Source organism: Streptomyces sp. DT2A-34 (assembly GCF_030499515.1).
Classification (GTDB): domain Bacteria; phylum Actinomycetota; class Actinomycetes; order Streptomycetales; family Streptomycetaceae; genus Streptomyces.
On sequence record NZ_JASTWJ010000001.1, the window covers coordinates 8677206 to 8685677 of the forward strand.

Genomic DNA, 8472 nt, shown 5'->3' on the forward strand with positions numbered 1-8472 from the left:
CTTGGAAAGTCTGTCGCGGTCATTCGAGATAAGTGTGCCATTGAGGGCCGGAATAAGACTCAGGATTACTGCTAAAAGAGCAGAGGATGTGAATGCAACTGCTAAAATCACAGTGCCGCAAGGGGGTCTCGTACCCCGTTCCCCACCGACATAGACCCCGATCGAGAGGCCTCCACCATGTCCACGCTCGACACCGTCGACGACCATTCGCTCACTGACGAGGACACTGACCTCTTCGGACTGCTGTGCCAGCGCCGGGGGTGGTCGGATCAGTACCTGAAGGAGATCGAGTCCACCGAGCACGACGAGCTCCTGGACCTGGCCGAGATGGTCGAGGCCCTTGCGGACGCCCGGGCGACGGGCAAGAAGATCACCATTGCCCCCGACTTCGACATGGACGGCATCTCCTCCGGGGTCCTCGGCTACGCCGGTCTGTCCGAGCTCGGCTTCGACGTCGAGCTGCACCTGCCCGACTACCGCCGCGGTCACGAGCTCACGCCCGAGGACATCGCCGAGATCCACGCGAAGTGGCCCGACGCGCGGGTCCTGCTCACTTGCGACGGGGGAGTGAACTCCCACCGCGGTATCGCCGCCGCGCGTGCCCTGGGCTGGACGACGCTGGTGACCGATCACCATGAAGAGCTCGCGCCGGGCTCGACCGCGGACATCACCGTCGACCCGTGCCGGATCGACGAGACCTACGCCCACACTGGGATCTGCGGTGCCCACGTGCTCTACCAGCACACTCCTCACTCCACGTTGCTCCTCATAAACGACTCAAGCCTATCTCTAAAGGCATTTGCGACCGACTCTGAATCCATTCGATAAGGGCTCCGAAAAGCGAAGCCGGCACGCAGGGCCTGCACCGGACATGAAGAAGCCGGTGCCCAGATCGCCCGGCACCGGCTTCTCACTCCCAGATCAGATGCAGTGCATCAGACCGTCTTGATCTTGCCGGAGGGGAGCATCGAATCCGACATGTCCACGAACTTCCAGCCCTCGGCCGCCATCCGCGCCGCGCTGTCGACACGGACCCGCCCCATGAAGGCGCAGTAGCCGGCCTCGCCGAGGATGACCTTGTCGCCCTGGACGCCGAGCACCACGAGGGTGTGGCCGGCGGGATCGGAGCCCGGGCCGGAACCCACCGAATACGCCGTCGGAGTCGAGGACAACTGCTTGCTGGTCTCCCTCGCGATCGTGTACGCCGTCTCCTTGCCGTCACCGGCCGGGTAGGTCTGGAACGTCGTGTACTTGTTCACGAAGTAGGTCGAGAACGACACGCAGTTCTCAGCATGGTTGCTCCCGCACGAGCCAGGACCACCTTGGTCGCCGTAGCGGTCGTCGAGGAACTTGTCACCCTCCTTGTTGAAGAGGTCGACGAGGGCCTGAGCCTCTTCCTGGGTCATCCCGCCGTCCTTCAATGAGACAGAAGTACCGCCCTTGGTACTGCAGTTGCCCAGGATCGTATTGATGCCGTTGACGATGTTCTCGATGATCCCGCCGACGATGTTCTTGACGCCGTCCACGATCGAGTTGTCGACCGACCAGCCGCTCATCTTGCCGAACCACATCTCGGCGTTGTCGCCTCGTGCGGTGAGCCCGGCCGCGCCGTCAGCGGAGCGCTCCCAGTTCTCGTGGAAGTGCAGCGCCGCCGCACGCGGCGAGCCCTGCGACGTCTTGAGCATGTCCTTGAAGACCGTGACATCGCCCGGGTTGTCACCATCGACCATGAAGGCCAGCTGGGCCTTGATCGTGAACCAGTCGACGCCCTTGCTCTTCGCGTACTGGCGCAGCAGCGTGTTGCGGCCGAACGTCCACTGCCCGAGACCGATGCCGTTGTCCGTGTTCTGTGCGGCGCTGGCCTTCCCGGCGGTCATGGCATACGTCCCCGTGGGGAAGTTCTGCACGCTCGTCGGGTCGATCCCGGACTCCTGCGACCAGTTGCCGAGGATGCCCGCGATGTTCTCCTTCGGCATCCCCCAGCTGCTGAGTACCGAGTAGATCTCCTTGGCGTTCTTCTCCACGTCCGCCGGGACGGTGGCCCCGGAACCGTTGCCGACGCTACCCGCGTTGAAGACGCACGCCGTCCCGTTCGCGTTGATGCTGCCCTCGGTCAGCGCCGTCGAGTTGAGGACGCCGGTCAAGACCGTGCCCAGCAGGGCCACGGTGGCGGTCATCGCGACCGCACCCGACATGGCTGCCGCTACAGGGGTCATCGTCGCCGTGACGGTGACGCCCAGGACCGCGCCGGCCCCCTTGGCTATAAAGCTGCCGATCGCCATGAACGGCGCAGCGATCGCATGACCAACCGCCTTGGCGATGTTGACGATGAGCGTCCACAGCAGCTTCCCTGCGTTGACGGCCATCGCCATGGCGGCGAAGAACATGGACTTCAACCAGTTCAGCAAGGCCATGGCCATGACCACGCCCATGGCCGGCGGAGCAGCAGCCGCGCCACCGCCGACGGCGACGCCCTTGGCCGCCTTCGAGCCCAGGCCCTCGTCGTCTTTCGACGCACCGCGCTCGTAGCCAGTGCCGCCGGCACCCAGCTCGCGCTGGTCGGCCGGCTTGGCGTCCGGGCTGCCGCCGGTGACCTTGGACACGCCCTTGACCGCGTCCTGGGCCCCCTCGACGCCGACGTTCTTCGCTGCGCCAACGGCGGCTCCCGGAAGCCCGCCAGCCTGTGCGCCGGCCACGGCACCGGAGACGGCAGCTCCTGCGTAACGCCCGGCGTTACGGCGGGTCGCGCTGCTGCCGTCTCCCTCGATCGCCTTCTGGGCCGCGACTCCGGCCATGTTCCCGGCGACGCCGTTCATGCCCTGCTTGATCTTCGACCCGGCATTCGCGGCACCGGCCGCCTTGCCCGCGGTCTCTGCGGTGTCTGCAGCGTCCGGCATCTTCGGCGCGGCCTCCGGTGCCGTGTTCGCCGCGCCAGAAGGACCAGAAGAAGCAGCTCCCGGCCCCGGGAGCTGCTTGGGCACGCTGGCCTTGCCCTCGGGAGGCTTCTCGATGCCCTCCCGCGACCCTGCCGGGGCATCCCCTGACTCACCGACGTGCTCGGCTGGTCCTTCGTCGTCCCCTTCTTGGGACTCCGATTCGGCTTGTCGGTGGCCATGTCGTTTTCCTTTCCAGCTCAATTCCAGGTAGCGGGATGCGTCACTTCCTCGCCGCACTCAATGGAGAGTGGTGAGGAAGTCCTTGTCGTCGCGAATGGTGCTGTTGGACTGCACGTCCCGCAGACTCACGTCCAGTCGGAGCAAGTCGAGCGACAGATCAGACTCGTACTGCGACTTGTTCCGGGAGTAGTTCTGATACGCCTGTGAAAGGTTGTTCATGATGTTCATGAGAGGGCGCATCGTCACGTCAGAGGACTGGTAGCCGTTGGTGAGGCTGGTGCCGTCCGAGAGGATCCACTGCATGTCCGAGATCTGCTGGCTCGTCGGATCCGAGCCCTCGTCACGCTTCTTGGTGAAGAACTGGGCGTAGCTCTGACCGGCCGGCACCAGGGCGTCGAGGTAGCCGCCGTAGACGTTGCCTGCACGCCAGTTGAGGTCGAAGCCGCCCGGGACGACATGCTTGGTCTGCAGCGCCAGCGTCGAGACGCCGTCCTTGGCCGCGGCCGCGGAGACGCCCGTGATCTTGTCGGTGGAAATCGAGACCGGAACGGTCGGCGGACGCAGGAACAGGCCGTCGATCTTCGTCGTCTGCAGGTCGGACGTGTACGACTGAATCTGCGTCAGATTCGTGCGCAACTCGACGAGCTTCTGGTCCAGGGCATCCCTGGCCTCGGCCTCCATCTCCTTGAGCGCGACCTCGTAGTAGGCCTGCGCAGGGTCGAAGGTCAGAGCGTCGAGCGCCGCGATCTTCTGGACCCCGGATGCGCCGGGGTTGAAGAAGACCCGCCACTGGTCGTACTTGGAGAAGGTCTCGTCGCCGGCCAGCTTGCCGCTGCTGTGCGCCTGCTCCGCTCCGGGCGTGGTGAGTTCAGCATTCGCACGGACCGTCAGGTTCAACACCTGACGGTCGAAGGGCCGGTCGGCGTTCAGGAGGACCCCGACGTAGCCGGTCGAACCGAAGGCGTAGAAGGAGCCCTTGATCCCACTGGTGCTGACCGGCTCACTGTTCAGCGAGGTGTCCGACCCGAGCAGGAACGCCCTGTAGTCCGCGGCGTTGTACGAGATCTGAGCGGTCGGACTGAAGTGCATCATCACGAGCGCCTTGTTGCCGCTCTCGTTGGTGTAGACCCCGTCGACGGTGCCGTCGAGATTCGTCTTCGACGTCTTGAAGTCGCTGGTGTACAGCGCCGTCTGCGACAGCGAGTCACGCTCCGCCTGGTACGCCGAGGCCCCCGATGCGCTGATCACGATCGCGCCCGTGACCGCGAAGATGCCGAAGAACACCCCAAAACGCTCGATCGCGTGGTGCGAGTCGAGCTTGAACTTCCTACTGAAGGCCAGTGCCTTGTCCTTGATCCCCATGTTCTGCTCTCTTTCGTGCCTGCACCGTGCTGCGGGACCGGATATGGCGAACCGGGCCGGAGGAGGCCTTGCACCTCAACCGACCCGGTTCGCTCGACGCCTCTGTCCCCGGTCGTGTGCACGGTCTGTGACGGCCTCTTACTTGGAAAGGCCGCTCAGGAACCCGCTGAACTGATCGGCGGTCTGGACGATCACCGTGCCGCCGCCGAGGTCCGTGATGGTCTGCTGGCCGCCGGAACCGACCGTCGAGATCAGCGACCACCCGCCGGTGCCCAGGGCTCCGCCGACGAGAATGAGGAGCGCGATCGTGCCCCAGCCCTGCTGCTGACCCGCGGACTGCGGGTTGGCCATCAGCTTTTTGATCAGGAGCACACCGCCCCAGACCAGGCCGACAGCACCGAGCAGCAGAGCAGAAGACCGCCCCAGAGCTGGATCTGGGACTTGGCGTTCTGCAGGAAGCTGGTCAGGTCCCAGGCTGCACTCGGCAGGGAGGCCTGTGTGAGGACGGCTGCCTCGTAGATCTTCGTCATGGTTCTTTCCTCTCCTCTTTCGAATCATTCGGAGCCATGGCAGCGAGTCGCAAGGCAACAAGCGCAGGTCGCCCACCAGGACGGGCACTGATAGAAAATGGAGTGATCGGTTGCATGCTGCCGACCCCTCTCGCCGACTCGTATACGTGCACGTGTGCAATGGCCAATCTACCCCATTCGAATGGTGGATCGTAGGGGTCTCAAATGGTCTATCGACAAAGGGTCGCAAGGTGCTCGGAAACGAGGCGAATCGGCATCGCGGCGCGCGACCGCAGGGTCGTGATGGACGCCTGTGGAATCCGCAGTGCGAGATGTGTAATGTGCCGCTCCAGCACTGCTGCGGCGCTGGCCTGCTCGATTTCGAGGCGGGCCACCCTCACGCACTCGATCGCGATCTTGACCAGGAAGTGCCAAACCGCCATGAACCCACTGCCCGGGGACCTTTTCGCCCGCCGACTTCGTCAAGAACGCGAACGCCTCGGCATCAGCCAGGCAGAGCTAGCACGCCGTATGGCCGCACTGCTCGGCACGAACGTCGACTCCACCGCCATCACGCGCATCGAGCAGCAGACCCGCGCGGTCAGGCTCGACGAGGCGGTCACCGCTGCCGAGGCTCTCGGGGTCCCTCTGATCACACTGATCAGCGACAACTACGCCCGCGAGAACGAGGCTGAGATCCAGAACCAGCTCGCTGAGCTCGCCCTTGCCGAGCAGGAATGGGAGAGGCTGCGCCAGAAGATCCACCGGATCACCCAGACCATCCAGCAGCTCTCCGCCGAGCGGGAGGCCTTCCGTTCTCACGCGCTGGACGTCAACCCTGAAACCGCCGGCGACTACGAGCTCGATCTTGAGACGCAGGCCGCTCTCGACGCCCGGATGCGTGATGTCCGCAACAAGTCGGCCGGAGAGGTCGCAGGCTCAGGCGCATAACGCTGTTGCGGGCGGCTGGGCTGCATTCCCGGTCGTAGGCGTTCACCGTCTCGGGTTTCCACCACCGGATGCCTCTGGCTGAACTTGCGGCCACGGGCCCGGCATCGGACCGCGACCGCGCTAGGTGTATTGACCCGCAGGGTTGTTGACTCGGGTGATGGGTGGCTGGCCTCCGAGTGCGGTGTGGCAGCGATGGTAGTTGTAGGTGTGGAGGTCATTGCTGGTGAAGGGCCTCAGGTAGGCCCACTCGTCGAGCAGAGTGCGGTTGAAGCGCGACCTTGCCGTTGGTCTGGGGGCGGTAGATGCGGGTCAGCTTGCCGGTGGCGCCGATCTCGGCGAGTGCCTGCTGCCAGGCCAGGCCCTTGCGGTAGGCCCAGGCGTTGTCGGTCAGCACGCGCTCGATGCGGGTGATGCCGTGGGCGTGGAAGAAGGCGGCTGCGCGGGTGAGGAAGCCGGCGCAGGTGGCGACTTTCTCATCGCGGTGGATCTCGCTGTAGGCGAGACGGGAGTGGTCGTCGACGGCTGAGTGGACGTAGTCGAAGCCCATGCCGCCGCGGGTGGCCCGGCCGGCCTGGCGGCCCAGCGTCTTGTGGCCGCCGCCGGCCGGGATCCGGCCGAGTTTCTTGACGTCGACGTGGACCAGTTCGCCGGGCCGGGCGCGTTCGTAGCGGCGGATGATCTGGCCGGTGGGCCGGTCCATGAACGCCAGCCGGTTCAGGCCGTGCCGGACCAGGATGCGGTGCACGGTCGAGGCGGGCAGGCCCAGAACTGGGCCGAGGCGGGCGGGGCCGAGCTTGCGTTCCTGGCGCAGCCGGCACACCCGGGCCTCCACCGCTGCCGCCGTGCGATGGGGTGTCGTCCGTGGACGGCTGGAGCGGTCGTGCAGCCCCTGCTCGCCCTCCGCTCGCCAGCGGCGCATCCATTTGTGGGCCGTGACGCGCGAGATACCCATTTCCGCTGCGACGTGCGCGACGGGGCGGCCACTGCAGACACGTTCGACGAGCAGCCGCCTGCCGTGAACGGTGAGCCGGGCATTACGGTGGGACACGAAGACCTCCGTGCGGTGCAGTCCTAGACAGCTCCACCACACCGGAGGTCTTCGCCATGATCAAGCCCGGCAAGTGTCAACAACGCTCGTGATCAATACACATGTGCTGTTCGGGCACGTTGGTGACGGCACGGAGGCCTTGCATCGGTGAGGGCCTTCTGGTTTCGGTGGGGATTGCGACATCGTCCGCCGAGCCCAGGAGGCCCTCATGCGCCACCCTAATGCGCCGCTGACGCCGACCAGCAGACGGCGTCGTGCGGGCAGGCCTGAAGCGAGGTGTCGTCAGTAACGTCCGTTCCTGTACACCTCGCTGCTGTCACCGACGGCTGTGGTCACCACGCCCCATATGTCATGGACCGTCTCACGGGCGCCCTTGTCGTGGTTGTACCCGAACTGGAAGACGTACGTTCCCGCGTCGAGCGTGATGCCCTCGTTGAGCACCACGACGTAGTCCGCTCCTCCGTCCGAGGCCTTCCCTGCGTGCACCGTGACCTTGTCACCGAGCGACGTCCAGACACCGGTGTTCGCCACGCCACCCGTCTGCGCCACATGCAGCACGACCTTGAGCGCGGTGAGCTTCTTGGTGGTCGTGACGGTGACGGAGCTCTGGCTCCAGTAGCCGTCCGGGGACTTCAGGGCGGTCTGAACGGCGACATAGCTGCTCTGCCCGGCCACCGAGGACTTGACGCCCGACCGCTGGGACGTGGCCTCGGGCGTGTGCGCCGGTGCGGGGGCGGGAGCGCCGGGGACGTGGCCCGGGGCGGCTGCGGCAGGCACGGCCGCCGCGGCAGCCTTCCCGGCCTCCGTCGCGGCGCGCTTCTTCTCAGGCGTCGTCGAAGTCGGCGTCGGGCTGCCGTCCTCGTCGAGGCCCTGGCCGGGAGCCAGGATCGGCTCCGGCTTCTCCTTGGCCGTCGCGGCGGGTGGCGAACTCATTCCTTTGACCGCTCCCGCGGCCGCGACCAGACCGCCGACCGCGACAGCCGCGCCGAGCAGCCACTTGGAGACGGCGTGGCCGGCAACGCCGGTGGCACCCACGGGAGTCGGCGCCGCGTGCGCACCGCGCTGCTGGTCGGCGGCAGCGGCCTGCCACAGCGCGACAGAGGAGTCGTTGTCGGCGGCCTCCGTGCTCTGCGCACCCTGCTCCGCGTCGCCCTGTGCCTCGCCCTTCGCCTCGTCTCCGTCCGCCTCACGGACGGCGGCCGCCTGCGCTGCCGGGCCTGCCTCGGCCACGGGCGACTCGGCCTGCGAGGACGTGGGCTCCTCGGAGCTCCGGTCCTCGCCCTCGGCCTGTGGCGTGGCCCAAGGCAGGGGTTGGTCCCACACGGCGCCCGCCGGCTGACCGGCCTTGCCGTCGGCATCGGTCCCCGGCGCGGCGGGCGCCGGCGCGACCGCGACCTGCGCTCCGGCCTGCCCGGCGGAAGCGGCCGTTTCGCCAACTTCCTCGGAGGCGTGCTCTCCTGGTCTCATCTGGCCCTCGTTCCCTTCT

General features: G+C 66.4%; 7 protein-coding genes and 1 pseudogene. 2 read left to right on the top strand and 6 right to left on the bottom strand.

All coding sequences use genetic code 11. The annotated features are described in order from the left end of the window. Positions 1 to 177 precede the first annotated feature (177 nt). Complete coding sequence (locus QQM39_RS38815) at positions 178 to 828, top strand: DHH family phosphoesterase (RefSeq protein ID WP_302002295.1); 651 nt, start codon at positions 178 to 180, stop codon at positions 826 to 828. A gap of 107 nt (positions 829 to 935) precedes the next feature. Here QQM39_RS38815 and QQM39_RS38820 read toward each other — a convergent pair whose 3' ends face one another. The 4 genes from QQM39_RS38820 to QQM39_RS38835 all read right to left on the bottom strand — a co-directional run bounded on the left by QQM39_RS38820 (position 936) and on the right by QQM39_RS38835 (position 5008). Continuing rightward, complete coding sequence (locus QQM39_RS38820; protein ID WP_302002296.1) at positions 936 to 2897, bottom strand: phage tail tip lysozyme; 1962 nt, start codon at positions 2895 to 2897, stop codon at positions 936 to 938. 276 nt (positions 2898 to 3173) lie between these two features. Further along, positions 3174 to 4478: a hypothetical protein gene (locus tag QQM39_RS38825; RefSeq protein WP_302002297.1), complete on the bottom strand. Its 1305-nt coding sequence runs from the start codon at positions 4476 to 4478 to the stop codon at positions 3174 to 3176. Positions 4479 to 4616: 138 nt separating this feature from the next. Beyond that, on the bottom strand, positions 4617 to 4829 hold the full coding sequence (locus QQM39_RS38830; RefSeq protein ID WP_302002298.1) for a hypothetical protein: 213 nt from the start codon (positions 4827 to 4829) through the stop codon (positions 4617 to 4619). A gap of 11 nt (positions 4830 to 4840) precedes the next feature. Then, positions 4841 to 5008 (bottom strand): hypothetical protein, encoded by a 168-nt coding sequence (locus QQM39_RS38835; protein ID WP_302002299.1) that lies wholly within the window; start codon positions 5006 to 5008, stop codon positions 4841 to 4843. A gap of 420 nt (positions 5009 to 5428) precedes the next feature. Between QQM39_RS38835 and QQM39_RS38840 the strand changes: the two genes are divergently transcribed. Then, positions 5429 to 5938 (top strand): helix-turn-helix domain-containing protein, encoded by a 510-nt coding sequence (locus QQM39_RS38840; RefSeq protein WP_302002300.1) that lies wholly within the window; start codon positions 5429 to 5431, stop codon positions 5936 to 5938. A gap of 120 nt (positions 5939 to 6058) precedes the next feature. Here the strand turns inward: QQM39_RS38840 and QQM39_RS38845 are convergent. Both QQM39_RS38845 and QQM39_RS38850 read right to left on the bottom strand, forming a co-directional pair. After that, positions 6059 to 6986: pseudogene (locus QQM39_RS38845) on the bottom strand (IS481 family transposase). Between the two features lie 282 nt (positions 6987 to 7268). Next, positions 7269 to 8453 carry a hypothetical protein gene (locus QQM39_RS38850; RefSeq protein ID WP_302002301.1) on the bottom strand — a complete coding sequence of 395 codons (1185 nt, stop codon included), beginning with the start codon at positions 8451 to 8453 and terminating at the stop codon, positions 7269 to 7271. Positions 8454 to 8472 lie beyond the last annotated feature (19 nt).

Excerpts from the sequence above, each read along its gene's own strand:
- QQM39_RS38825 (WP_302002297.1), bottom strand. The coding sequence starts at position 4,478 with ATGGGGATCAAGGACAAGGCACTGGCCTTCAGTAGGAAGTTCAAGCTC.
- QQM39_RS38840 (WP_302002300.1), top strand. The coding sequence starts at position 5,429 with ATGAACCCACTGCCCGGGGACCTTTTCGCCCGCCGACTTCGTCAAGAA.
- QQM39_RS38835 (WP_302002299.1), bottom strand. The coding sequence starts at position 5,008 with ATGACGAAGATCTACGAGGCAGCCGTCCTCACACAGGCCTCCCTGCCG.
- QQM39_RS38830 (WP_302002298.1), bottom strand. The coding sequence starts at position 4,829 with ATGGCCAACCCGCAGTCCGCGGGTCAGCAGCAGGGCTGGGGCACGATC.
- QQM39_RS38815 (WP_302002295.1), top strand. The coding sequence starts at position 178 with ATGTCCACGCTCGACACCGTCGACGACCATTCGCTCACTGACGAGGAC.
- QQM39_RS38850 (WP_302002301.1), bottom strand. The coding sequence starts at position 8,453 with ATGAGACCAGGAGAGCACGCCTCCGAGGAAGTTGGCGAAACGGCCGCT.
- QQM39_RS38820 (WP_302002296.1), bottom strand. The coding sequence starts at position 2,897 with ATGCCGGACGCTGCAGACACCGCAGAGACCGCGGGCAAGGCGGCCGGT.